Source organism: Streptomyces hawaiiensis (assembly GCF_004803895.1).
Lineage (GTDB): Bacteria > Actinomycetota > Actinomycetes > Streptomycetales > Streptomycetaceae > Streptomyces > Streptomyces hawaiiensis.
This window is the reverse complement of sequence record NZ_CP021978.1, coordinates 1469012-1490382: the sequence shown is the minus strand read 5'-3', so window position 1 is coordinate 1490382 and position 21371 is coordinate 1469012. Positions and strand designations below refer to the sequence as shown.

The following is a 21371-nucleotide window of genomic DNA, read 5'->3' as shown; positions in this document are numbered from 1 at the left end:
GGCGGCCGCCGGCGTCAGTAACCTGGGGCGATGCTCAAGGAAGTGATCGCGACCCGTTTCATCGCGCCCCTGCGTGAGGGCGGTTCGCTCCCGGGCCTGGTCGAGGCCGACGACTTCGGCACCTACGTCCTGAAGTTCACCGGCGCGGGACAGGGCCGCAAGACGCTCGTGGCCGAGGTGGTCTGCGGGGAACTCGCCCGCCGCCTGGGGCTGCGCATGCCGCGCCTGGTCACCGTCGAGCTCGACGCCGAGCTGGGGCTCGGCGAACCCGACGAGCAGGTGCAGAGCCTGCTCCGGTCCAGCGGCGGCACCAACCTCGGCATGGACTTCCTCTCCGGCGCGCTCGGCTTCGACCCGCTGGCGTTCCCGGTGAGCGCTCAGGAGGCCGGCCGGGTGGTCTGGTTCGACGCGCTGATCAACAACGTCGACCGGTCCTGGCGCAACCCCAACCTGCTGAGGTGGCGGGGCGAGCTGTGGCTCGTCGACCACGGCGCGACGATGATCTGGCACCACAACTGGCCCGGCGTGGAGGCCTCCGCCGCCCGCCCGTACGACGCCTCCGACCACGCGCTGGCGTCCTTCGCCCCCGACGTCGCCACCGCCGCCGCCGAGTTGGCGCCCTTGGTCACCGAGGAACTCCTCGCCGACGTCACCGCGCAGATCCCGGACGCCTGGCTCACGGACGAACCCGGCTTCGCCGCGCCGGACGACCTGAGGCAGGCCTACGCGCGTCCGCTGCTCGCACGGGCCGCCGTCATCCACGACCGCATCCAGGGGCTCAAGTGAACGACCGGCACATCATCAAGGGCGGGCCCCGGGACCGCCACGTCTTCGAGTACGCCGTCCTGCGCGTCGTCCCGCGCGTCGAACGCGGCGAGTGCGTCAACGCCGGGGTCCTCGTCTACTGCCGTGCCGAGGCGTACGTCGGTGCCCGCACCCACCTCGACGAGACCCGCCTGCTGGCCCTGGACCCCCGGGCCGACGTGGCCGGGGTCCGTGCCGCCCTGCGGGCCGTGGAGAGCCTGTGCGCGGGCGGCCCCGCGGCCGGCCAGGCGGCGTCCGACGACCCGGGCCGCCGCTTCCGCTGGCTCGTCGCCCCTCGCTCCACGATCGTCCAGCCCGGCCCCGTGCACACCGGCCTGACCACGGACCCGGCGGCGGAGACCGAGCGGTTGCTGGACCTGCTGGTGAGGTGACGGACACCCCTCGGGCCGTCAGCGCCGACGGCGCTTCACCACGTAACCGGCGGCGACGGCGGCACCCGCCGCGAACGTCAGGCCGATGGCGACGTCCCAGTCGCTCGGTCCCGACGCCACCGCACCCCCGAGCCCGCCTCGCACGCCCTGGGCAGGGGAGCCGGTGGGAGCGCCGGTGACGGGAGCGGAGGGACTGGCAGGAGTGCTGGGTGATGACGGGGTGGGGGATGTGGTGGGGGAGATGACACCGCGGCGGGCCAACGCCTCACACGCGATGCCGTCGTCCGGGCCCTGATCCTCGTCGAGTCGGTGGGGATCACTCGGATCCGCGTCGAAGACGGCCTGCGCCTCCTCCTGGAAGGAGAAGTGGCGGCAGTCCAGGTCCTGCCGGGCGTGAGCGGGGTCGGCCAGCGGCACGATCGCGGCGATCGCGAACAGCGTGCCGATGACACCGGTGCGACGGCGCATGGAGCGCCTCCCTTCGGCCACGGGTGGCTCGCGCTCCGACGCTAGGTGCCGAGGGACGCGGCGGCGCGCGGCCGTAGGCCGATCGGGTGTCCCGGAGGGTGCTGTCGGGCAGGGTGGGCCCGGGTGATGGATCACATGCCGCCCTGGGCCGTTGACACCGCGTGCCAGGGCTTCTAGCGTCACACCCACTGAAGGTACTAAGCGGTCGCTCACCTGAGGAGTAGCAGTCATGTCCACCACTGAGCAGCGGGTTGCCGTCGTGACCGGTGCCGCGCGCGGCATCGGTGCCGCCACCGCCGTACGACTGGCCGCCGAGGGCCGCGCGGTCGCCGTGCTCGACCTCGACGAGGCGGCCTGCAAGGACACCGTCGAGAAGATCACCGCCGCGGGCGGCAAGGCCCTCGCGGTCGGGTGCGACGTCTCGGACGAGGCACAGGTCGAGGCGGCCGTCGCCCGGATCGCCGAGGAGCTCGGCGCGCCGACGATCCTGGTCAACAACGCGGGCGTGCTGCGCGACAACCTGCTGTTCAAGATGAGCGTCTCCGACTGGGACACCGTCATGAACGTGCACCTGCGCGGCGCCTTCCTGATGTCCAAGGCCTGCCAGAAGCACATGGTGGACGCGGGCTTCGGCCGGATCGTCAACCTGTCGTCGTCCTCGGCGCTGGGCAACCGCGGTCAGGTGAACTACTCGGCCGCCAAGGCGGGCCTGCAGGGCTTCACCAAGACCCTCGCCAAGGAGCTCGGCAAGTTCGGCGTCACCGCCAACTCCGTCGCCCCCGGCTTCATCGCCACCGAGATGACCAAGGCCACCGCCGACCGCGTCGGCATGGGCTTCGAGGACTTCAAGGCCGCCGCCGCCACCCAGATCCCGGTGGCCCGGGTCGGCGAGCCGGAGGACATCGCCAACGCCATCGCCTTCTTCACCGGCGAGGCGGCCGGGTTCGTCTCCGGCCAGGTGCTGTACGTGGCCGGCGGACCGCTCGACTAAGGGACGAAGAACATGACTTCCGTGGAACTCTCCGGCAAGGCCGCCCTCGTCACGGGCGCCAGCCGCGGCATCGGCTACGGCGTCGCCGAGGCCCTGGTCGCGCGCGGCGACCGCGTGTGCATCACCGGCCGCAACGAGGACGCCCTCAAGGAGGCCGTCGAGCGGCTCGGCGCCGACCGCGCGGTCTACGTGGCCGGCAAGGCGCACGACGAGGCCCACCAGGCCGTCGCCGTCGAGCGCACGATGGAGGCCTTCGGCCGCGTCGACTACCTGGTCAACAACGCGGGCACCAACCCGGTGTTCGGGCCGATCGCCGACCTCGACCTGAACGTCGCCCGCAAGGTCTTCGAGACCAATGTCGTCTCGGCGCTCGGTTTCGCCCAGCGGACCTGGCACGCCTGGCAGAAGGACAACGGCGGCGCGATCGTCAACATCGCCTCCGTCGCGGGCCTCTCGCCCTCGCCCTTCATCGGCGCGTACGGCGTCAGCAAGGCCGCGATGATCAACCTGACCGTGCAGCTCGCGCACGAGTTCGCGCCCAGGGTCCGGGTCAACGCGATCGCCCCGGCCGTGGTGAAGACCAAGTTCGCCCAGGCCCTGTACGAGGGCCGCGAGGAGGAGGCCGCCGCGGCCTACCCGCTGGGCCGGCTCGGCGTGCCCTCCGACATCGGAGGCGCGGCCGCGTTCCTCACCTCCGAGCAGTCCGACTGGGTCACCGGCCAGACGCTCGTCGTGGACGGCGGCATCTTCCTCAACGCCGGAACCGGCTGACCAGGGCCGCGCACACGGATCGACACGGGCGCCCGTTGACACGAACGGCGCCCGTGTCGGCGTAAAGACACCGCAAAGAGCGATGACAACGTCGTCAAAGGTTTATCGATCAAGAGGTCATGTACCGGGGAGGGTCAGCGGGCGCGGCACTGCGGTATGGTCTGCCGACCCTTGGTATGGCAGATCGAGGAGCGTGCGCGTGTTCAACCGGAACCGATGCCTGCGGCGGGTGGCGGCCATCGCGTCCATATCGGCCCTGCTCGCCGGATGCGGCGTGCTGTCGTCCGACACCCCGGAGGACGAAGGACCGATCGTCGTGGGCACCACCAGTTCGCCCAGCACGCTCGACCCTGCCGCTTCGTGGGACAGCTCCTGGGAGCTGTTCCGCAACATCTACCAAACGCTCCTGAGCTATCCGACGGGCGCGAGCGAGCCCCAGCCGGACGCCGCCGAGAGTTGCGGCTTCAGCGACTCCTCGAACCAGGTCTACCGCTGCGAGCTGCGCGAGGGCCTGAAGTTCTCCAACGGCGACGCGCTCGACGCCCAGGCCGTGAAGTACTCGTTCGACCGGATCCGCAAGATCAACGTCAACGGCGGCCCCGCCGGTCTGCTGGGCAGCCTCGAGCGGGTCCAGGCGCCCGGCGACCGTGAGGTGATCTTCCACCTCAACAAGCCCGACGCGACCTTCCCGTTCGTGCTCGCCACCCCCGCCATGTCGATCGTGTCCCCGAAGGCCTACCCCGAGGACAGCCTGCGCAAGGGCGGCGACGTGGTCGGCTCCGGCCCGTACACCCTCGACTCGTACGCCGACGGCAAGGAGGCCGTCCTCGTCCGCAACGACGACTACAAGGGCTACGCGGAGCGCCGGAACGACGCGGTGACCGTCCGCTACTTCCAGGACTCCGGCGCCATGGTGAAGGCCCTGCGGGACAAGGAGATCGACGTGACCTACCGCGGTCTGGCCGCCGGAGACGTCGTCGACCTCCAGAGCAAGTCCTCCAAGGACGAGGAGATCCAGCTCGTCGAGGGCACGGGCACCGACATCAACTACCTGGTGTTCAACCCGAAGGACTCCTGGGCGAACAAGAAGGCCGTGCGCCAGGCCATCGCGCAGGTCGTCGACCGGGCGGCGATCGCCCACAAGGTCTACAAGGACACGGTCGACCCGCTGTACTCCATGGTCCCCAAGGGCCTCACGGGCCACACCACGGGCTTCTTCGACGACTACGGCGACCCCGACGTCGCCAAGGCCCGCAAGATCCTCACCGAGGCGGGCATCAACCAGCGCGTCCCGCTCACCTTCTGGTACACGAGCGACCGCTACGGCTCCGAGACCGCCGGGGAGTTCAAGGAGCTGGAGCGCCAGCTCGAGGCGTCCGGCCTGTTCACGATCAGCCTGAAGAGCCGCCCCTGGAAGACGTATGTCGAGGGCTACCAGAAGGGCGAGTACCCGGTGTTCGGGCGCGGCTGGTTCCCCGACTTCCCGGACGCCGAGAACTTCATCGCGCCGTTCGTCGGCGACCAGAACGCCCTCGGTACGCCCTACCCGGCCCCCGAGATCACCGGTGATCTGCTGCCCCGCTCGCGCCGGGAGAGCGACCGCGCGAACGTGGAGAAGGAGTTCGAGGCGGCCCAGCGGATCCTCGTGGACGACGCGCGGCTGCTGCCGCTGTGGCAGGGCCGGCAGTACGTGGCGGCCAGCCGGGACGTCTCGGGCGCCGAGCGGGCCATGGACCCGTCGACGATCATGATGTTGTGGGAGCTGCACCGCAAGACCGCCTGGTAGGGGAGCGGGCAGCGGGCTTCCCGGGCGCGTTGTCAGTGGTCGCCTGTAGGTTCTGTGGCCTGCAAGTGACCGCACATCGTGAGGACGTTGACGTGACCGACATCGCCATGCTGCCCGAGTCCTGGCGCGGGGTTCTGGGCGACGAACTGCAGCAGCCCTGGTTCAAGGAGCTGACGGAGTTCGTCGAGGAGGAGCGGGCGAAGGGTCCCGTCCATCCGCCCCGCGAGGAGGTCTTCGCGGCGCTGGACGCCACGCCGTTCGAGAGGGTCAAGGTCCTGATCCTCGGTCAGGACCCGTACCACGGCGAGGGACAGGGGCACGGACTGTGCTTCTCGGTCCGGCCGGGCGTGCGGATCCCGCCGTCCCTGCGCAACATCTACAAGGAGATGCACGAGGAGCTGGGCACGCCGATCCCGGACAACGGCTACCTCATGCCGTGGGCCGAGCAGGGCGTGCTGCTGCTCAACGCGGTGCTCACGGTCCGCGGCGGCGAGGCCAACTCGCACAAGGGCCGGGGCTGGGAGAAGTTCACCGACGCCGTGATCCGGGCGGTGGCCGAGCGCCCCGACCCGGCGGTCTTCGTGCTGTGGGGCAACTACGCGCAGAAGAAGCTCCCGCTGATCGACGAGTCCCGGCATGTCGTGGTCAAGGGCGCGCATCCCTCGCCCCTGTCGGCCAAGAAGTTCTTCGGCTCCCGCCCCTTCACCCGGATCAACGAGGCGGTGGCGGCGCAGGAGCACACGCCGATCGACTGGACGATCCCGAACCTGGGCTGACGCCGGCCGTACGGCCGTGCCGTGACAGGTCCGGCGGTGTCCGGAGCCGCCTGAGCCGGATCGCCCCCGCCTGCGGTTAGCGTCGGCGGGAACAGCAGGCGAGTGCGCGGAGGGCGTCGTGGCGGAGCGACAGGAGCAGGCGGCGCCGGACGCCGTGCTGACGCGGATCGGGCAGGTCGTCATGCTGCACCACGCGGGGGACCGGGAGGAGGCCCGGCGCCGGTTTCTCGGCCTGTGGGCGGAGATCGGCGAGCACGGCGACCCGCTGCACCGCTGCACCCTCGCCCACTACCTGGCCGACACCCAGGACGACCCGGCGGACGAACTCGCCTGGGACCTGCGCGCGTTGACGGCGGCAGAGGAGGCCAGGCAGGAGGCCCTCGCGGTGACCGCGGTGATCGCGATCTCCCCCTCGCTGCACCTGAACCTGGCGGACGACTACTTCGGACTCGGTCGCCGCGACGCCGCCCGCACGCACCTGCGGTGGGCCCGGGAAGCCGCCGCCGCCCTCACCGGCGACCGATACGGCGAGGGCGTGTGGGCGGCCATCGCACGGCTGGAGTGCCGGCTGGGCGAGGGCGGCTCGGGGACGTGGACGCCGCCACGGCAGCGGCCCTGACGCGACGGGTCAACGCCGGTACGTGTCGCGGCAGATCGTCGCCTCCGGGCTGTCCGCCCGCCATCCCCCGTAGCGCCTGCCCAGCGCGCACACGTCCGCGTCGCCGTTCGGGACGCTCTTCTCGACTTCCTGCCGTACCGACTCCGACACGTAGGGGAGGTCGGTTCGCGACCGCTGAGGGCCGCGCCGAGCGGGCTCGGGGCGTTCCGGACGGGCGGGGCGGGGGCGGGCGTCGCGGTGGCCGGGCTGCGGCGCCCCGTGATCCGGCGGGGCCGCAGGGGGTGCGGCCGGACGGGACGCCGATGCGGCCGGCTCCGGGCGGTGGGACGCCTCTTCGATGAGCTGCAGAGCCTCACGGGCCGGCGCCTGCACGATCCGGGTCTCCGCCTCACCCTCCGGCTCCGGCGCCGACGGCCTGGATGGTGCCGTCGGGGGCCCCGGTGCGGGGGGATGCGGGACCGTCGTACAGCCGGAGAGGGCCGAGACCGCCACGGTCAGCAGGAGCGTCGCTGTGGTCGTCGTTCGATGCACCCGCGCAACTCTGGTGTGTCCGGCCCTCGGTGGGGCCTCGGACCTGGCGCAGGATGCCCCGCACGGGTGATCTCGCGCCCCGTACGGAGGGCGCCGGTGTGGCGGGGGTGACGTCAGTCGCCGGTCGCGCCGTCGATGCGCTCGCGGATCAGGTCGGCGTGGCCGTTGTGCCGCGCGTACTCCTCGATCATGTGCGTGTAGATCCAGCGCAGGTTGAAGCGCTCGCCGGTGCGCCGGTGTTTGCCCTCGGAGATGTCGTCGAGGCCGAAGCGGGCCGCGTTGCGCCGGGCGGTCTCGATCTCGGACTGCCAGGTGGCGAACGCCTCCTCCCACGTGTCGGACTCGGAGAGATGGAACTCGCCGTCCGGATCCTCCTCGGTGTAGTAGACCGGGCCTGCGTCCTCGGCCGCGAGTACCTTGCGGAACCAGCCCCGCTCCACCTCCGCCATGTGCCGCACCAGTCCCATCAGGCTCAGCTCGGACGGCTCCACCGCGGCGGTGCGGAGCTGGGCGTCGGTCAGGCCCTCGCACTTCCAGGCGAGGGTCCGGCGGTGGTAGTCCAGCCAGCCCTCCAGCATGGTGCGCTCGTCGGCGGTGGTGGCGGGCTCATGGCGTTCGTTCGTCATGGACGCATCCTTTCCGAGCCGCCCTCGCCGCACCACAAGATTTTCAGCCCCCGATCATCCCCTCCAGCAGTTCCCGCAGCCCGGCCCGCACCTCCTCCAGGCTCGGCACCTCGGCACCGAACGACCCCGCCACGCAGCTGAACATCAGCCCGTCCGCCCAGGCGATCAGCGACAGGGTGTGCCGGGCCGGGTCCGTCGAGCCCATCCCGGTGACCAGGACGGCGAGCTGGTCCCGGAAGCGGGCGCCGGTGGCGTCGAAGTAGGCCCGCAGCTCGGGGCGGCGCGTCGCCTCCAGGGCCAGTTCGTAGCGGGCGAGCGTGAGGGCGCGGTTGCCCGTCAGGGCCCGGTGGGTCGCCAGGGCCAGCGCGTCCGCCAGGGGGCCGGCCCCGGCCCGGGGGTCCGGCATCTCGTGCAGCCCCAGCACCCGCGCCTCCCGGTCGGCCAGGCGCCGCACCGCGAGTTCCAGCAGGGCCTGCCGGGTCCGCGCGAGGTTGGAGGTGGAGCCCTGGGGGAGCCCGGCCGCCTCGTCGACGGCCCGGTGCGTGAGGCCGCGCATCCCGCGCTCGGCGAGCAGGGCCAGTGCGGTGTCGGCGACGAGGTCGGAGCGGGCGGGGCCGGCGGTGCGTACGGGCATGAGGCTCACGCTACCCGTCCGACTACACCTGTAGTAACGTCGGCGGTGTCACTACAGGTGTAGTCAGACTACTGGAGGAGCTATGACACAGCCGAGGCGGGCCGTCGTGATCGGCGGCGGTATCGGGGGCCTGACGGCGGCGGTCGCCCTGCACCGGCGCGGCCTGCACGTCACCGTGCTGGAGCGCGCCCGCTCACTGGAACCGGTCGGCGCGGCGATCTCCCTCGCTCCCAACTCCCTGCGCGCACTGGACGTCATCGGCCTCGGCGACGAGATCCGCGGCCTCGCCGCCTGGTCGGGGGACGGGGGCCTGCGCACCCCGAGCGGGCGGTGGCTCTCCCGCTCCTCCGCCGAGGCCGCCGCCGAGCGCTTCGGCGGCCCGCTCGTGCTGCTGCACCGCGCCACCCTCATCGAGCGTCTCGCCGCCCTGCTCCCGGCGGACGCCGTCCGCACGGACGCCGCCGCGGCCCTCGCCGACAGCGGCGGCCCCGGCCGGGCGGCCCGCGTCACGACCACGGACGGCGACCTCGAAGCCGACCTGGTGGTCGGTGCGGACGGCGTCCGGTCCGCCGTGCGCGGGGCGCTCTTCCCCCGCCACCCGGGGGCCGTCTACTCCGGCTTCACCACCTGGCGGGTCGTGATCCCCCTCCCCGGAGCCCGGTTCGCCTCGCACGAGAGCTGGGGCCGGGGCCGCATCTGGGGCACCCACCCGCTGAAGGACGGCCGCGTCTACGCCTACGCCGCCGCCCTGACCCCCGCCGGCGGCCGGGCGCCCGACGACGAGAAGTCCGAGCTGCTGCGCCGCTTCGGCGACTGGCACGACCCGATCCCCGCCGTGCTCGCCGCCACCCGCCCCGAGGACGTCCTGCGCCACGACGTCCACCACATCGCCGAGCCCCTGCCCGCCTACCACCGCGGCCGCATCGCCCTGCTCGGCGACGCCGCGCACGCCATGCCCCCGAGCCTGGGCCAGGGCGGCAACCAGGCCATCGAGGACGCGATCGTGCTCGCCCACCACTGCGACGACCTCGCCGCCTACACCGCCGCCCGGCTGCCGCGTACCACCGCCATCGCGCGCCAGGCCGTGAAGACGGCCCGACTCAGCCTCATCCGCAGCCGGGCCGGGACCGCCCTGCGCGACACGGCCATGGCCGCACTGTCGAAGGCCGGGCCCGCCCTGTTCCTGCGCAGCTTCGACGGCATCGCGACCTGGGCGCCCCCGCAGCGGCCGTATGCTTCCGAGCACACCCCGGCAGGCAACCGTTAGAGGAGACCGCCCCGTGAAGGTCGGCTGCATCGGACTCGGCGACATCGCGCAGAAGGCCTACCTTCCGGTCCTCGCCTTCCAGCCCGGGGTCGAACTGCACCTGCAGACCCGTACCCCCGCCACGCTCGACCGGGTCGCCGAGGGCCTGCACATCCCGGCGGAGCGACGGCACACCACCCTCGACTCCTTGCTCGCGGCAGACCTCGACGCGGCCTTCGTGCACGCGCCCACGGTCGTGCACCCGGAGATCGTGACGCGGCTGCTGGAGGCGGGCGTACCGACGTACGTCGACAAGCCGCTCGCCTACGCGCTCGACGATTCCGCGCGGCTGGTGGCGCTGGCCGAGGAGCGGGACGTGAGCCTCGCCGTCGGCTTCAACCGGCGTTATGCCCCCGGCTACACGCAGTGCGCGGACCATCCGCGCGAGCTGATCCTGATGCAGAAGAACCGCATCGGGCTGCCGGAGGACCCCCGTTCGATGATCCTCGACGACTTCATCCACGTCGTCGACACCCTCCGCTTCCTGGTGCCCGGCGAGATCGACGACGTGACCGTGCGCGCCCGCGTGCGGGACGGGCTGCTGCACCACCTGGTGCTCCAGCTCGCCGGGGACGGCTTCACCGCGCTCGGGGTGATGAACCGGCTCAGCGGTTCCGCCGAGGAGATCCTGGAGGTCTCCGGGCAGGACACCAAACGGCAGGTCGTCAACCTCGCCGAGGTCGTCGACCACAAGGGCCAGCCGACCGTGCGGCGGCGCGGGGACTGGGTGCCGGTGGCCCGGCAGCGCGGGATCGAGCAGGCGGTGCTCGCGTTCCTCGACGCGGTCCGGGCGGGCAAGGTGCTCAGCGCCCGGGACGCGCTGGAGACCCATGACCTGTGCGAGCGGGTGGTACGCGCGGTTCAGGATCGGACCGCCTGAGCCACAGGGTCCGCGCGCCCTCGCCGGCGGCCCACAGGGCGAGGATCAGCATCGCCGCGTGCACCGTCCAGTCGCCGTAGCGGACGTAGGGCGTAGTGCCGTGGGCGAGGGGAATCTCGTAGATCCGCGCGGCGGAGGCGTCCGTACCGAGCCACGATCCGATGCGCTGTCCGCTGGGGCCGTAGACGGCGGAGACGCCCGTCAGCGTCGAGTGCACCATGGGGCGGCCGGTCTCGGCGGCCCGCAGCGCGGCGAGCGACGCGTGCTGCTCGGGCGCCCAGCTGTGCTGGAACGTGGACGTCGACGACTGGCCGATCAGCACGTCGACGCCCTCCCGGGTGAGGTGGCGGGTCATGTCGGGGAAGGCGGTCTCGAAGCACACCAGCGGGCCGACCCGCAGATCGTCCCCGATGTTCATCACGATCGGCTGCGAGCCGCGCCTGCGGTCCTCGCCCGCGGCCTTGCCGACGGAGGTGACCCAGCCGAGCAGGGAGCGGGCCGGGATGTACTCGCCGAAGGGCACGAGCCGCATCTTGTCGTAGCGCTCGCCGGTCAGGCCCTCGGGCCCGACCAGGACCGAACTCTTGTAGATGCCGGGTGTGTCGGAGCGCCGGGCGTCCACGTTGACCAGGATGTCGGCGCCCGTCGTGCGGGAGAGGTCCGCGAGCCGCCGGGCGAGGTCGGGCCGGTCCCCGAGGTCGAAGCCGACGCTGCTCTCGCCCCAGACGATCAGGTCGACGTCCTGGCCGGCGAGCCGGCGGGTGAGCTGCTCCTCGCGGGCGAACCGGCTGTCCGGGCCGGCGATGACGCCCGGCTGCACGACGGCGATCCTGACCTGGCCGTCGACGGCGGGGCGGGGTGAGAACGCCCAGGCGGCGGAGGTGGCGGCGGCCGTGGCGACGAGAGTGGCCACGGCGGGCACCCGGGCCCGGCGGACCGCGACGAGGACGGCGACCGCGACGTTGACGGCCACGAGCAGGTAGCTGAGCAGCCACACCCCGCCGACCGAGGCGAGCCGCAGCGCGGGCTCGACCTGCCACTGACTGCTGCCGAGCATGCCCCAGGGGCCGCCCAGCCCCTGCCAGGAGCGGACCAGCTCGGCGGCCAGCCAGCCCGACGGCAGCACCAGGAGCGCCACCGTGACCTGCCCCGCGGAGGGGAGGCCGCCCAGGAGACGGCGTACCAGCCAGCCCCACGGGGCCCACAGGGCGCCGAGGAGGGCGGCGAGGACGATCGTGAACACGTGCAGGCTCGGCAGCAGCCAGTGGTGCATGGCCAGCATGAAGCCGAAGCCGCCGCACCAGCCGTCGAACGCGGCGCGCTTCCCGGTCGGCGCGGTGCGCAGCAGCAGGAGCCAGGGGACCAGCGCGACGTAGCCGCACCACCACAGGGACGGCGCGGGGTAGGCGAGGACGGGGAGGGCGCCCGCGACCGCCGCGACCGCCGAGCGGCGCCAGGGGGAGGTGAGCCAGTGGCCGAGCGTCTTCATAGGCGCCTCCTACCCGCGGGTGCCTCCAGTGTGCGCCCCGCGAACGATCTAGGACACAGGACGCCGGGTCAGTTGACCACAGGTGCCGTCCGCGGCTCGGGAAGGCGCCGCCACATCTCCCGTACGACCACCTCGCTCAGCCGCCAGCCCTCGTTCGTGCGCAGGGCCGCGAAGGCGTACCGGCCGCCGCACACGAAGTCGGGAGCGGACCCCGCGGTGGCCATGGGGTTGACGTAGTCGGCCCGGACCTCGGCCGTGTCGCCGGTGTCCTGCTCCCGGATCCCGAAGCGCACCCGCCGGTTGACGATCAGATGCTGCCGCACCGGGAACAGCCGCAGGCTCTCCGCGAGCCACGCGGCTACGGCCCGGGCCTCTCCCTCGATGCCGCCGGCCGAGCGGTAGTCCGCCCGCCCCCGAGGGGCGAACAGTCCCCGGTATGCCTCCCAGTCACCGTCGTCGACCGCCACCGCGTAGTCGGTGATCAACTCGTCGACGGCCAGTCGGTCTCTCACGGTGGCGAGCTCCACGCGCTGCGTCATCGGATCAGTGTTGGGCATGGCGGGGGCCGGGCCAAGGGCCGTGCGTGGTTGATATTCGGTGGCCGCCGAGGGGCGCGGGGGCCCGGCCTGCCCTTCGCGAACGATCAGAACGAACCGACGATCAGAACGAACCGAGATTCGAGGTACGCCCCTGCCACACCATGTCCACGCAGGCCCTGGGTCAGGCCGCCTTGACGACGCCGCCTCGGATCGCTGCCGCCCACTCGACGACGAGGAGCTCGTACTCCGCGCGCTCCTCGGCCGACAGGGTGCCGCCCGTGCGCTGCCAGAGCGCACGGATCTCGTCGTTGACCTCGGCAGCGGGCCGCACGGAACCAGGGGTCACGAAATCGGGGGACATGCGGACAAGCCTATGGGCAGCCACTGACAGCCCGCTACCGGACGGCTACCCGATCGCTATGCGGTTGGTCACGAGACCCGGGTCACAGGCCCTGCGGGTCAGCCCGCCGACTCGGCCGCGTGCGGGCTCAGGGCACCCATGCTGACCAGGACGATGATGACGATGCCGAGCACGATGCGGTAGTAGACGAACGGCATGAAGCTCTTGGTCGAGATGAACTTCATGAACCAGGCGATCACCGCGTACCCGACCCCGAAGGCGATGACCGTCGCGAAGATCGTCGGGCCCCACGAGACGTGGCCGCCCTCCGTGGCGTCCTTCAGCTCGAACACGCCGGAGGCGAGCACCGCGGGGATGGCGAGCAGGAAAGAGTAGCGGGCCGCGGCCTCGCGCTTGTAGCCCATGAACAGGCCGCCGCTGATGGTGGCGCCGGAGCGGGAGACGCCCGGGACGAGCGCCATGGCCTGGCAGACGCCGTAGATCAGGCCGTCCCGGACGCCCAGGTCCTCGAGGGCCTTGCGCTGCTTGGGCGCGCGGTGCTTGCCGCCGCTCTCGTCGCGGGCCGCGAGCCGGTCGGCGATGCCCAGGACGATGCCCATGCCGATCAGCATCGTCGCGGTGATCCGCAGATCGCGGAACGGTCCCTCGATCTGGTCCTTCAGCGTCACGCCGAGCACACCGATCGGGATCGAGCCGACGATGACCAGCCAGCCCATCCGGGCGTCGGGGTCGCTGCGCAGCGTCTTGTCGGTGAGCGAGCGCGTCCACGCCGAGATGATCCGCCCGATGTCCTTGCGGAAGTAGATCAGCACGGCGGCTTCGGTGCCGATCTGCGTGATCGCCGTGAAGGCCGCGCCCGGGTCCTCCCAGCCCGAGAAGGCCGCCGTCAGCCGCAGGTGGGCGCTGGAGGAGACGGGGAGGAACTCGGTCAGCCCCTGGACGAGTCCGAGGATGAGTGATTCGAACCAAGACATGAGGTAGCGAAGTCCAAGTGGCGATCGTGGGACGGACGACGGGCGCACCGGGCCGCCGTCGTGATGAACCGGATCAGGTGTGCCGAGGGGGAAGCGTAGCGTCCCCGGAAGGCCGCCCGGACACAGGGGTTTGGAAGCCGCTCCCCACCAGCGGCGATCAGGTCGCGGTGGGTCCGGTCACCGTCCAGCCGGGCGTCTGGGGGCGGGCGGTGAGGTCCTCGTGGCGTACTTCGTCGCCGCCCGCCCGGCAGGTGACGGCCGGGGCGGGGGCCCGGCCGCAGGAGTGCTCCAGGAGCATCGGACGGTCGCCGTCCGTCCGGAGATGGCGGTCGCCCATGCCGTGAGGGTCATCAGCACCGGCTCCAGTTCAAGTCACGCCTGAGCGCGGCCGGTACTCGAAGCGCCGGCGGGCGCTCGCTGTAGAGGTGCTTGGCCAGGATCCCGGCGTCGACGAGCCGGCGCAGCCGCACGGCGGGGCCATCGCGCTCGGGCGTCCCCTCGGTGCGAGCGGCACCCGGCTCACGACGACGCTGGTGCACGCGATGCGGAGCGGGGCGCCCGGTACGCGCTCCGGACCATGTGCGAGGCGGGCGGACTCGCCAACGCCATGGGCTGGAACGGGTGTGAGCCTCACGGGCGTGACGGCGCGTCAGAGGCGGCGCAGCTGGTGCCGCTTGCGCCAGGCCACCACCACACCCGCCAGCGCGGGCAGGGCGATGCACGCCAGGGCGATCAGGAAGGCGGGCGAGGTCGGGGCGGAGGCGCGGGCGCCCGCGACGGCGTAGGCGGCGGTGTTCGGGATCGAGCCCAGGCCCGTGGCCAGCAGGAACGGCAGCAGGCCCATGCGGGAGACGGAGGCGCAGTAGTTCGCGGCCCAGAACGGCACACCCGGGAACAGCCGCACCGCCAGCATCGAACGGAAGCCGTGCCGGCTGAGCTGACCGTCGGCGGCCTGCAGCCAGCGCCCCCGCAGCAGCGGCCGCAGGGCGTCCTGGCCCAGCGCCCGGCCCAGGCAGAAGGCGATCCCGGCACCGAGGACCGTGCCCGACAGTGCCACGCCGAGGCCCAGCTGCGAACCGAACAGGGCGCCCGCCGCGAGGTTCAGCAGCGGCCTCGGCACGAACGCCACGGTGCACACGCCGTACGCCACCGCGAACACCGCGGCTGCCGCGGCACCGCCGAGCTGCGGGGGCCAGCCCTCCGTCAGCAGCCGCTGCGGCTCGAACAGCAGCACCCCGCACGCGCCCGCGGCGAGCAGCACGACGAGCAGGGACAACCGCGACCACGGGGAGAGCAGAACTCTCGAGCAGCGAGCGGCGAAACGGTTCGGTACGGCGGGCGAGGCGGTCGTTGCCGGGGGGACGGCGACGGCGAGCTCCGCGGCGGTGGCCCGGGGAGAGGCCGTGGCGGTGCCCCCAGAGCGGGTGGTGGCATCGAGCATCCGGTGACACTAACCGACAAATGTGTGTGATCGCCGTATGGTTCGTCTCACGAGCGTCACAGCCGGCGGTGCGCAACCCCCCCGCGCAGGCAACCGAAAACCATTCGACGTGCGGTAAAGCGTCGGCAATGATCGACGACATGTTCCGGTACGCCTTCACCCTCGCAGCATCCGTGGTCACGGATGCCCCGAAGGCTGCCGTCGCCGTTCTCACGGCCGTTGCCGACGGCGCCCGAAGCTGACCCTCTCCGGTTCGTCCGGCGGACCCCGCAAGGGGAGGGTCGGGCAGCACCTCGGGGTCCCAGTTCCTTCTCCGCTGATCAAGCTTCGAGGTACAGCCATGTCCAAAACGGCCTACGTCCGCACGAAACCGCATCTCAACATCGGCACCATGGGTCATGTCGACCACGGCAAGACGACCCTGACGGCCGCCATCACCAAGGTCCTCGCCGACCGCGGCAGCGGCGCGTTCGTGCCGTTCGACCGGATCGACCGGGCGCCCGAGGAGGCGGCGCGCGGCATCACCATCAACATCGCGCACGTCGAGTACGAGACCGACACCCGGCACTACGCGCACGTCGACATGCCGGGCCACGCCGACTACGTCAAGAACATGGTCACCGGCGCCGCGCAGCTCGACGGGGCGATCCTCGTCGTCTCCGCGCTCGACGGGATCATGCCGCAGACCGCCGAACACGTGCTGCTCGCCCGGCAGGTGGGCGTCGACCACATCGTGGTCGCCCTCAACAAGGCCGACGCGGGGGACGAGGAGCTGGCCGACCTGGTCGAGCTGGAGGTCCGCGACCTGCTCACCGCGCACGGCTACGGCGGTGACTCCGTACCCGTCGTACGCGTCTCGGGTCTGAAGGCGCTGGAGGGAGACCCGCGCTGGACGGCGTCGATCGAGGCGCTGCTCGACGTGGTGGACACGTATGTGCCGATGCCGGAGCGGTATCTGGACGCGCCGTTCCTGCTGCCGGTGGAGAACGTGCTGACCATCACCGGGCGGGGCACCGTGGTGACCGGGGCGGTCGAGCGGGGCGTGGTGCGCGTCGGGGACCGGGTCGAGGTGCTCGGGGCGTCCGTCGAGACGGTGGTCACCGGTCTGGAGACCTTCGGGAAGCCGATGGAGGAGGCGCAGGCCGGCGACAACGTGGCGTTGCTGCTGCGGGGGGTGCCGCGGGATGCCGTGCGGCGCGGGCAGGTCGTGGCGGCGCCGGGGAGCGTGAAGCCGCGGCGGCGCTTCTCGGCGCAGGTGTACGTCCTGTCGGCTCGCGAAGGCGGGCGGACGAGGCCCGTCTCCTCCGGGTACCGGCCGCAGTTCTACATCCGGACCGCGGATGTGGTCGGGGTCGTCGACCTCGGTGAGGTGGCCGTGGCCCGGCCCGGTGACACGGTTGCCATGACCGTGGAGCTGGGACGGGAGGTCCCGTTGGAGCCGGGGCTCGGGTTCGCCATTCGTGAGGGTGGCAGGACCGTGGGGGCGGGGACCGTGACCGTTGTCGGCTGAGGTCGCGGGTGGACCGCGGGGCCGTTGTGGCTGGTCGCGCGGTTCCCCGCGCCCCTTGAGGGGCGTTGCCGCACAGGCACAATGAGGGGGTGAATGAGCCTGTACCAGTCGGCCGGTCCGTCGACCATGGGTTTGCCAAGCTGATGCCCGACGTCGACCGGGCACGGGCCTGGCTGCTGACCGTGGACGGGGCGCCGCAGTCCTACGTCGATCTCGACGAACCCGCGCACCTGGAGTTCGAGTACACACGGCGGCTCGGCCATGTGCTGGATGTCGTGGCCGAGCCGGGGCGGGTGTTGGACGTGGTGCATCTCGGGGGTGGGGCGCTCACGTTGCCCCGGTACGTGGCCGTGACCCGGCCGGGCTCGCGCCAGGACGTCGTCGAGGCCGACCGGGGGCTGCTGGAGCTCGTGTCCGGGCATCTGCCGCTTCCGCAGGGCGCGAACATCGCCCTGCACACGGCGGATGCCCGGGCCTGGCTGGAGAACGCTCCCGCCGCCTCGGCGGACGTTCTCCTCGCGGACGTCTTCAGCGGGTCGCGGGTGCCGGCGCATCTGACGTCGGTCGACTACGTCCGCGCTGCCGCGCGGGTGCTGCGGGGGAGCGGGGTCTATCTCGCCAACCTCCCCGACTCCGCGCCCTTCGTCTTCCTGCGGTCGCAACTCGCCACCCTGGCCACCGCCTTCGAGGAACTCGTGCTGATCGCCGAGCCGGGTGTGCTGCGGGGCCGGCGGTTCGGGAACGCCGTGCTCGTCGCCGGGCATCAGGCGATCGACGTCGCCGCCCTGGCCCGGCTCACCGCCGCCGACGTCTTCCCGGCCCGGGTCGAACACGGCGCCGGGCTGCGGGAGTTCATCGGGGACGCGCGGGCGGTGCGGGACGCGGACGCCGTGCCGTCACCCGAACCCCCCGACGGAGCGTTCGGCATCGGCTGACGCGCGTTCGGTGCCGCCCCGGGCCGGCGGCGGGGTCCGGGGCGCAGATTCGCGTACGTCCGGTACGCACAGCACGGCCAGTGTGACCTGGACAACCAGGCGGGCGCCGCCCCCAGGGCCGGCTTGCGGTCGAAGACCTGCACACCGGGCGCGGATCGACGAAGCGCTCGCCGACAAGACGGGCGGCCGTCGGCAGGCCGCCGATGCCGTCGCCACGCACCGCGCCGGCGACGGCCATGACGCCGAACAGGACGCCGATCGGCACCGGGACAGCGAGAGTGGCCGAGGGCAGGGCCCGGGGCCGTCCTGCCAAACCGATTGCGCGACGTGTCCGCGCCTAGCTAAGTTGATCTTGATTTGACCTTGAAACGGGGAAGGAAACCAATGCACAAGCGCTCTGCGACGTTGCTGGCCACGGCGGCACTCATGGGGGCCGCGCTGCCCCTCATGGGGGCCGGCTCCGCCTCGGCGGCCGGTTTCAAGTGCCAGCCGTCGTCACGTGACTACGTGGTCGTCAAGGAGAAGGCCGCGGTCCACTCCAGCTTCTCGGCCAACGCCAGGGTGGTCGGCTACGTCTACAAGGACAACAAGGTGCACGCCTCCTGGGAGTGCACCAACTCCGCGGGCAACCCCTGGGTCTGCATCGGCAGCTGCCGTGTCGACGAGGACTCCGTCACGGGGCGCTGGGTCTACCGCGGGTACCTGAAGGGCTGAGGCTCGTCCCCGATGCTCCGGTGAGCGGGCCCGCCCCTGTCGCAGGGGCGGGCCCGTCCTCTTTCCCGGTCAGCCGCCGGTCGGCTCGCCGTGCAGCCGGACCGTGCTGAGGATCTTCATGACGGTCTTCTCGGGAACCTCGCCCTTGACGCCCTTGGCGCCGAAGAAGCTCCACGCGACGAAGTCGCCGGCGGAGTTCTTGAAGCCGAACGTGACCGCCTTGCCGTCGCTCGCGCACTTGCCCTTGTCGGGTGTGTTCTCCGAGTGCGCCCAGGCGATGCTGCCCTTCACACCCGAGGCGGTGGTGTAGGGCTCGGCCTTGTCGTCGGTCTTGACGCTCTTCTTGTCCGGCTGCGTGTAGCCGCCGTACACCCACCAGGCCACCTGGTTGACCGCGACCTCGTCCGTGTCCTTGGCGCCGTCGGCACCCTTGGTGCCCGCGCCGGCCAGGGACTCGGTCTCGGACCTGCCGTCCTTGTTGTCGTCGCTCGTGCACCACTTGGACTTGTAGAACGCCGGTGCCGACATGGTGATCAGCGGTTTGCCGTCGTCCGACTTCTCGTCCTCGAAGAAGACGGACGAGGTCGGGGAGGCCACCTCCCAGTCCGCCGGGACGTCGAAGGCGGTGCCCCACTTGGGGTTGATAACGACCTTCCAGCCCTTGACCGTGGGCTGCGCCGCCTCACCGCCGCGGGGGTTGTCGCCCGTGGCGGGGGCGCTCGGCTCCTGGGCCGACGGGCTCGACGACGCCGTGCCGTTCTTGCCGCCACCGTCCGCCGTGTCGTCCTTGTCGCCGCCCAGCACCAGGAAACCGGTGACACCGGCCGCGACGACCACCGCCGTGGCGGCGATGATCGCGACCAGCTTCGTCCGGTTGCCGCCGCCACCGCCCTGCGGAGGCTGCGGTGCGCCGGCCGGCGCGGGGGTGCCCCACTGCGGCTGCTGCCCGTAGGGGCTGGGCTGCTGCTGGTGCCCCGGCTGCTGGTACGGATTCGGCTGCTGGTACCCCGGCTGCTGGTACGGGTTGTTCCCTTGCGGGTTCTGCTCGCCCCCGGGCGGCTGCTGTCCTGGCCACATGGGCAGCCACCCTAGCCGCGCCCCGGACACGATTCGGCCACTGTCCGTGGACGGAGACGTAGCAACCCGGGAACAGGACGGTGTGGATGTCGTGCGGACCGATGCGGCGGTCGTCACACGGCCTGGTCAGCCGTCTCTACTCGTGAGTAACATTCGGCCATGAGCGCAGACCAGATGTCCATCGGCGAGATGCTCGCCGCCACGGTGCCCATGGCCCGGACCCTGAACCTCGAGTTCCTCGAGACCTCGCCGGAGCGGGCGGTGGTGTCGCTGCCGGACCAGGGCGAGTACCACAACCACGTGGGCGGCCCGCACGCCGGCGCGATGTTCACGCTCGGCGAGTCCGCGAGCGGGGCGATCGTGCTGGCCGCGTTCGGGGACCAGCTCGCGCGCGCCGTGCCGCTCGCCGTCAGCGCCGAGATCTCCTACAAGAAGCTGGCGATGGGCGCCGTCACCGCCACGGCCACCCTCGGCCGCCCGGCCTCCGAGGTCGTCGCCCAGCTGGACGCCGGTGAGCGCCCCGAGTTCCCGGTGGCCATCGCCATCCAGCGGGCCGACGGCGCCGTGACCGGTGAGATGACGGTGGTGTGGACCCTGCGGCCCAACGGCTGACCGGGTAGTGGCGGGTGCGGGACCCCGGCCGGGTGCCGGGGCTTTCGCATGTCAGGCCGCCACGTCCCGGCGCCCGGGGCGCGCGCCGTCCAGTTCCCCGAGGAAGCGCCGGAGCCACGCCACGAACTCCGGCCCCAGGTCGGGCCGTTCGCAGGCCAGCCTGACCACCGTGCGCAGATAGTCGGCCTTGTCGCCGGTGTCGTGGCGCAGGCCCTTGAAGACGACTCCGTGCACCGTGCCGCCCGCGGCCAGCTCCTGCAGGGCGTCGGTCAGCTGGATCTCGCCGCCCCGGCCCGGCGGGGTGCGCTCCAGGACGGAGAAGACGGCCGGGTCGAGGACGTAGCGGCCGATGACGGCGTAGCGGCTGGGCGCGTGCTGCCGTGCCGGCTTCTCGACCAGGCCCGTGACGCGGACGACGTCCTCCTCGCCGGCCGGCTCGACGGCGGCGCAGCCGTAGCGGTGGATCTGCTCCGGCGGGACCTCCATCAGGGCGACCACGCTGCCGAGCCGGCGGTCGCGCACGCCGAGCATCCGGCTCAGCAGGGTCTCGCGCGGGTCGATCAGGTCGTCGCCGAGGAGGACCGCGAAGGGCTGGTCGCCGACATGGCGGCGGGCGCACAGCACGGCGTGGCCGAGGCCGAGCGGTTCGCCCTGCCGGATGTGGTGGATGCTGGCCAGCCGCGCCGGGTCGCGCACCGCGTCCAGTCGCACGGTGTCGCCCTTGGCCGTGAGGGCCTGTTCCAGTTCGAAGGCGTGGTCGAAGTGGTCCTCGATGGCCCGCTTGTGCCGGCCGGTGACCATCAGGACGTCGTCGAGTCCCGCCGCTGCGGCCTCCTCGACGACGTACTGGATGGCCGGCTTGTCGACGACCGGCAGCATCTCCTTGGGCGTCGCCTTCGTGGCGGGCAGGAAGCGGGTGCCGAGACCGGCGGCCGGGACGACCGCCTTGCGGACGGTGCGGGCGGGGGCGGCCGGGGCGGAAGGGTGGGGGGCGATCATGCGGCCCACCCTGGCGCGCGGAGCTGAGAGCGCGCCGAGAGCCGTGTGGGAGCGCGCTGTGAAGTGGGAGATTTCGTGGACCAACCGCCTTTGCGTGCGCACAACTTGCGGCCCTCGGCTGCCCTGTTTTTTCGAA

Annotated in this window: 24 protein-coding genes and 2 pseudogenes; 14 read left to right on the top strand and 12 right to left on the bottom strand. The window is 72.1% G+C overall.

The genetic code is table 11. The annotated features are described in order from the left end of the window. Window positions 1–30 precede the first annotated feature (30 nt). Window positions 31–786: a HipA family kinase gene (locus CEB94_RS06895; RefSeq protein WP_175431317.1), complete on the top strand. Its 756-nt coding sequence runs from the start codon at window positions 31–33 to the stop codon at window positions 784–786. Continuing rightward, window positions 783–1196, top strand: a complete 414-nt coding sequence (locus CEB94_RS06890; protein ID WP_175431316.1) for a DUF3037 domain-containing protein — start codon at window positions 783–785, stop codon at window positions 1194–1196. Before CEB94_RS06895 ends, CEB94_RS06890 begins: the two co-directional genes overlap by 4 nt. Window positions 1197–1214: 18 nt before the next feature. Here CEB94_RS06890 and CEB94_RS06885 read toward each other — a convergent pair whose 3' ends face one another. Next, on the bottom strand, window positions 1215–1664 hold the full coding sequence (locus tag CEB94_RS06885; protein WP_175431315.1) for an excalibur calcium-binding protein: 450 nt from the start codon (window positions 1662–1664) through the stop codon (window positions 1215–1217). A 229-nt stretch (window positions 1665–1893) separates the two neighbouring features. On the opposite strand from CEB94_RS06885, the gene fabG reads away from it, so the two are divergent. From fabG to CEB94_RS06860, 5 genes are all read left to right on the top strand, one after another. Beyond that, window positions 1894–2655 (top strand): 3-oxoacyl-ACP reductase FabG, encoded by a 762-nt coding sequence (gene fabG / locus CEB94_RS06880; protein ID WP_031143260.1) that lies wholly within the window; start codon window positions 1894–1896, stop codon window positions 2653–2655. Window positions 2656–2667: 12 nt separating this feature from the next. Continuing rightward, entirely contained in the window at window positions 2668–3426 is a 759-nt protein-coding gene (locus CEB94_RS06875; protein ID WP_175431314.1) for an SDR family oxidoreductase, read from the top strand. Window positions 3427–3625: 199 nt separating this feature from the next. Continuing rightward, on the top strand, window positions 3626–5212 hold the full coding sequence (locus CEB94_RS06870; protein WP_175431313.1) for an ABC transporter substrate-binding protein: 1587 nt from the start codon (window positions 3626–3628) through the stop codon (window positions 5210–5212). A gap of 92 nt (window positions 5213–5304) precedes the next feature. After that, window positions 5305–5988: a uracil-DNA glycosylase gene (locus CEB94_RS06865; protein ID WP_175431312.1), complete on the top strand. Its 684-nt coding sequence runs from the start codon at window positions 5305–5307 to the stop codon at window positions 5986–5988. Between the two features lie 118 nt (window positions 5989–6106). Next, entirely contained in the window at window positions 6107–6607 is a 501-nt protein-coding gene (locus CEB94_RS06860; protein ID WP_175431311.1) for a tetratricopeptide repeat protein, read from the top strand. Window positions 6608–6616: 9 nt separating this feature from the next. On the opposite strand, the gene CEB94_RS06855 is transcribed toward CEB94_RS06860, so the two are convergent. The 3 genes from CEB94_RS06855 to CEB94_RS06845 form a co-directional block, all read right to left on the bottom strand. Further along, window positions 6617–7138, bottom strand: coding sequence for a hypothetical protein (locus CEB94_RS06855; RefSeq protein ID WP_175431310.1), 522 nt, complete (start codon window positions 7136–7138; stop codon window positions 6617–6619). Window positions 7139–7251: 113 nt separating this feature from the next. Further along, window positions 7252–7764, bottom strand: a complete 513-nt coding sequence (locus tag CEB94_RS06850) for a DinB family protein (protein ID WP_175431309.1) — start codon at window positions 7762–7764, stop codon at window positions 7252–7254. 43 nt (window positions 7765–7807) lie between these two features. Further along, a complete protein-coding gene (locus tag CEB94_RS06845) occupies window positions 7808–8398 on the bottom strand; it encodes a TetR/AcrR family transcriptional regulator (protein WP_175431308.1) in 591 nt (196 codons plus the stop codon). Window positions 8399–8480: 82 nt separating this feature from the next. Between CEB94_RS06845 and CEB94_RS06840 the strand changes: the two genes are divergently transcribed. Further along, complete coding sequence (locus CEB94_RS06840) at window positions 8481–9665, top strand: FAD-dependent monooxygenase (protein ID WP_175431307.1); 1185 nt, start codon at window positions 8481–8483, stop codon at window positions 9663–9665. 13 nt (window positions 9666–9678) lie between these two features. After that, complete coding sequence (locus tag CEB94_RS06835; RefSeq protein ID WP_175431306.1) at window positions 9679–10584, top strand: Gfo/Idh/MocA family protein; 906 nt, start codon at window positions 9679–9681, stop codon at window positions 10582–10584. Here CEB94_RS06835 and lnt read toward each other — a convergent pair. The 5 genes and pseudogenes from lnt to CEB94_RS06810 all read right to left on the bottom strand — a co-directional run. Then, window positions 10508–12073, bottom strand: a complete 1566-nt coding sequence (gene lnt, locus CEB94_RS06830) for an apolipoprotein N-acyltransferase (protein ID WP_175431305.1) — start codon at window positions 12071–12073, stop codon at window positions 10508–10510. The genes CEB94_RS06835 and lnt overlap by 77 nt on opposite strands. 68 nt (window positions 12074–12141) lie before the next feature. Further along, the gene (locus CEB94_RS06825; protein ID WP_175431304.1) at window positions 12142–12612 is read right to left on the bottom strand and encodes a nuclear transport factor 2 family protein; all 471 of its coding nucleotides are present in this window, start codon (window positions 12610–12612) and stop codon (window positions 12142–12144) included. Window positions 12613–12793: 181 nt separating this feature from the next. Then, on the bottom strand, window positions 12794–12973 hold the full coding sequence (locus tag CEB94_RS06820; protein WP_031143280.1) for a hypothetical protein: 180 nt from the start codon (window positions 12971–12973) through the stop codon (window positions 12794–12796). Window positions 12974–13071: 98 nt separating this feature from the next. Further along, on the bottom strand, window positions 13072–13947 hold the full coding sequence (locus CEB94_RS06815; RefSeq protein ID WP_175431303.1) for an undecaprenyl-diphosphate phosphatase: 876 nt from the start codon (window positions 13945–13947) through the stop codon (window positions 13072–13074). A gap of 157 nt (window positions 13948–14104) precedes the next feature. After that, a pseudogene (locus CEB94_RS06810) lies at window positions 14105–14453 on the bottom strand (winged helix-turn-helix transcriptional regulator); the annotation flags it as partial. Here CEB94_RS06810 and CEB94_RS06805 point away from each other — a divergent pair. Beyond that, a pseudogene (locus tag CEB94_RS06805) lies at window positions 14412–14557 on the top strand (steroid 3-ketoacyl-CoA thiolase); the annotation flags it as partial. The pseudogenes CEB94_RS06810 and CEB94_RS06805 sit on opposite strands and share 42 nt — an antisense overlap. A gap of 39 nt (window positions 14558–14596) precedes the next feature. On the opposite strand, the gene CEB94_RS06800 reads toward CEB94_RS06805, so the two are convergent. After that, window positions 14597–15388: a TVP38/TMEM64 family protein gene (locus tag CEB94_RS06800; RefSeq protein ID WP_175431302.1), complete on the bottom strand. Its 792-nt coding sequence runs from the start codon at window positions 15386–15388 to the stop codon at window positions 14597–14599. 340 nt (window positions 15389–15728) lie between these two features. Between CEB94_RS06800 and tuf the strand changes: the two genes are divergently transcribed. From tuf to CEB94_RS06785, 3 genes are all read left to right on the top strand, one after another. Continuing rightward, entirely contained in the window at window positions 15729–16898 is a 1170-nt protein-coding gene (tuf, locus tag CEB94_RS06795; protein WP_175431301.1) for an elongation factor Tu, read from the top strand. 89 nt (window positions 16899–16987) lie between these two features. Then, on the top strand, window positions 16988–17833 hold the full coding sequence (locus tag CEB94_RS06790) for a spermidine synthase (RefSeq protein WP_175431300.1): 846 nt from the start codon (window positions 16988–16990) through the stop codon (window positions 17831–17833). 384 nt (window positions 17834–18217) lie between these two features. Continuing rightward, window positions 18218–18547 (top strand): hypothetical protein, encoded by a 330-nt coding sequence (locus CEB94_RS06785; RefSeq protein WP_175431299.1) that lies wholly within the window; start codon window positions 18218–18220, stop codon window positions 18545–18547. A 69-nt stretch (window positions 18548–18616) separates the two neighbouring features. Here the strand turns inward: CEB94_RS06785 and CEB94_RS06780 are convergent, their stop codons facing one another. Next, on the bottom strand, window positions 18617–19624 hold the full coding sequence (locus CEB94_RS06780; RefSeq protein WP_175431298.1) for a DUF8017 domain-containing protein: 1008 nt from the start codon (window positions 19622–19624) through the stop codon (window positions 18617–18619). A 174-nt stretch (window positions 19625–19798) separates the two neighbouring features. Between CEB94_RS06780 and CEB94_RS06775 the strand changes: the two genes are divergently transcribed. Continuing rightward, a complete protein-coding gene (locus CEB94_RS06775; protein WP_175436920.1) occupies window positions 19799–20236 on the top strand; it encodes a DUF4442 domain-containing protein in 438 nt (145 codons plus the stop codon). 51 nt (window positions 20237–20287) lie between these two features. On the opposite strand, the gene galU is transcribed toward CEB94_RS06775, so the two are convergent. After that, window positions 20288–21235 carry a UTP--glucose-1-phosphate uridylyltransferase GalU gene (gene galU, locus CEB94_RS06770; protein ID WP_175431297.1) on the bottom strand — a complete coding sequence of 316 codons (948 nt, stop codon included), beginning with the start codon at window positions 21233–21235 and terminating at the stop codon, window positions 20288–20290. Window positions 21236–21371 lie beyond the last annotated feature (136 nt).

What these genes read in the sequence shown, in the direction of transcription:
- CEB94_RS06895 (WP_175431317.1), top strand. Translation starts at nt 31, where the DNA reads ATGCTCAAGGAAGTGATCGCGACCCGTTTCATCGCGCCCCTGCGTGAG.
- CEB94_RS06885 (WP_175431315.1), bottom strand. Translation starts at nt 1,664, where the DNA reads ATGCGCCGTCGCACCGGTGTCATCGGCACGCTGTTCGCGATCGCCGCG.
- fabG (WP_031143260.1), top strand. Translation starts at nt 1,894, where the DNA reads ATGTCCACCACTGAGCAGCGGGTTGCCGTCGTGACCGGTGCCGCGCGC.
- CEB94_RS06875 (WP_175431314.1), top strand. Translation starts at nt 2,668, where the DNA reads ATGACTTCCGTGGAACTCTCCGGCAAGGCCGCCCTCGTCACGGGCGCC.
- CEB94_RS06850 (WP_175431309.1), bottom strand. Translation starts at nt 7,764, where the DNA reads ATGACGAACGAACGCCATGAGCCCGCCACCACCGCCGACGAGCGCACC.
- CEB94_RS06845 (WP_175431308.1), bottom strand. Translation starts at nt 8,398, where the DNA reads ATGCCCGTACGCACCGCCGGCCCCGCCCGCTCCGACCTCGTCGCCGAC.
- CEB94_RS06840 (WP_175431307.1), top strand. Translation starts at nt 8,481, where the DNA reads ATGACACAGCCGAGGCGGGCCGTCGTGATCGGCGGCGGTATCGGGGGC.
- lnt (WP_175431305.1), bottom strand. Translation starts at nt 12,073, where the DNA reads ATGAAGACGCTCGGCCACTGGCTCACCTCCCCCTGGCGCCGCTCGGCG.
- CEB94_RS06825 (WP_175431304.1), bottom strand. Translation starts at nt 12,612, where the DNA reads ATGACGCAGCGCGTGGAGCTCGCCACCGTGAGAGACCGACTGGCCGTC.
- CEB94_RS06820 (WP_031143280.1), bottom strand. Translation starts at nt 12,973, where the DNA reads ATGTCCCCCGATTTCGTGACCCCTGGTTCCGTGCGGCCCGCTGCCGAG.
- CEB94_RS06815 (WP_175431303.1), bottom strand. Translation starts at nt 13,947, where the DNA reads ATGTCTTGGTTCGAATCACTCATCCTCGGACTCGTCCAGGGGCTGACC.
- CEB94_RS06800 (WP_175431302.1), bottom strand. Translation starts at nt 15,388, where the DNA reads ATGCTCGATGCCACCACCCGCTCTGGGGGCACCGCCACGGCCTCTCCC.
- tuf (WP_175431301.1), top strand. Translation starts at nt 15,729, where the DNA reads ATGTCCAAAACGGCCTACGTCCGCACGAAACCGCATCTCAACATCGGC.
- CEB94_RS06785 (WP_175431299.1), top strand. Translation starts at nt 18,218, where the DNA reads ATGCACAAGCGCTCTGCGACGTTGCTGGCCACGGCGGCACTCATGGGG.
- CEB94_RS06780 (WP_175431298.1), bottom strand. Translation starts at nt 19,624, where the DNA reads ATGTGGCCAGGACAGCAGCCGCCCGGGGGCGAGCAGAACCCGCAAGGG.
- CEB94_RS06775 (WP_175436920.1), top strand. Translation starts at nt 19,799, where the DNA reads ATGTCCATCGGCGAGATGCTCGCCGCCACGGTGCCCATGGCCCGGACC.
- galU (WP_175431297.1), bottom strand. Translation starts at nt 21,235, where the DNA reads ATGATCGCCCCCCACCCTTCCGCCCCGGCCGCCCCCGCCCGCACCGTC.